This is a genomic window from Vibrio sp. 811 (assembly GCF_033339195.1).
Map to the genome: position 1 here is coordinate 1 of NZ_JAWOUB010000227.1, position 856 is coordinate 856.

1 protein-coding gene and 1 pseudogene are annotated in these 856 nt (G+C 40.5%); both read right to left on the minus strand.

Translation table 11 applies throughout. From position 1 onward, the window contains the following. Positions 1-222 (minus strand): annotated as a pseudogene (asnB, locus tag R7Q46_RS25985) (asparagine synthase B); the annotation flags it as partial. A gap of 242 nt (positions 223-464) precedes the next feature. Beyond that, the coding region (locus tag R7Q46_RS25990) for an NAD(P)-binding protein (protein ID WP_031819211.1) at positions 465-856 on the minus strand (392 nt) is incomplete at its 5' end.

An 856-nucleotide genomic window follows, 5' to 3' on the forward strand; every position in this document is an offset into this window, starting at 1 on the left:
AACGGCAAGGATTAGTTTTTTATCAGGGCTGTATAGTGGTTGAGCACCGCTATTTAGACCAACGATAGCCAAGCGCTCATGAGCTAGGATTGCTCTTTCTGAAGAGTAGATACCAGACCAGTCAGGGCCACGGTGACGAAGCTTTTTCGACATTTCTAACGCGATAGGACGCAGTGCCGCTGCATCACTTTTAATGTCTAAAATCCCAAATACTGAACACATACAACATCCTTTCTAAACTAAACAATTTCTAATCGGTATGGATTCAATTTGCCATTCTGAGTAAAAAAAGCAACGTTTTGTGATTAAAAAAATGATAAAAAGCCTTGTTGATTAAATAATATTTAATTTATTTGTTGTTTTGATGAATGGGATTAAGGTTTGGTATGAAAATCAAACAAAAAAGCCTCTCTATTGATAGAAAGGCTTTTAATTGGTAGTAGCGTTGTTGCGTATTTTTATGGTTATTTTATCGAAGTGAACTGAGGTTCTAGTTGTTTGCACACGTGTCGCGCAAAACCACTACCTGCTTCGCTGTATATATTAAAGGCAGCGTCCACACCACTTTCCAACAAACCTTCTAGTTGGTCTGGATATTCTGCAATAGCGGCAATTTGCCCTTTGTAGTTTCTACGCTGAAGCTGTTCTAGTGCCGTTTGATTACCTTGATGGTGTGGCATTGCCAATAAAACTAACTTTACGTGACCAGTATCTAGGATTCGTTCCCAAAAATCTGGGTCGGTAGCATCCCCTGAAATGACATTACGTCCTTCTGAACGGTGTTGTTGCGCTGCTTCTTCACGGATCTCAATCCCCAGAGAAATCTTGCCGTAACGTGCGCGTAGCTCGTCATATG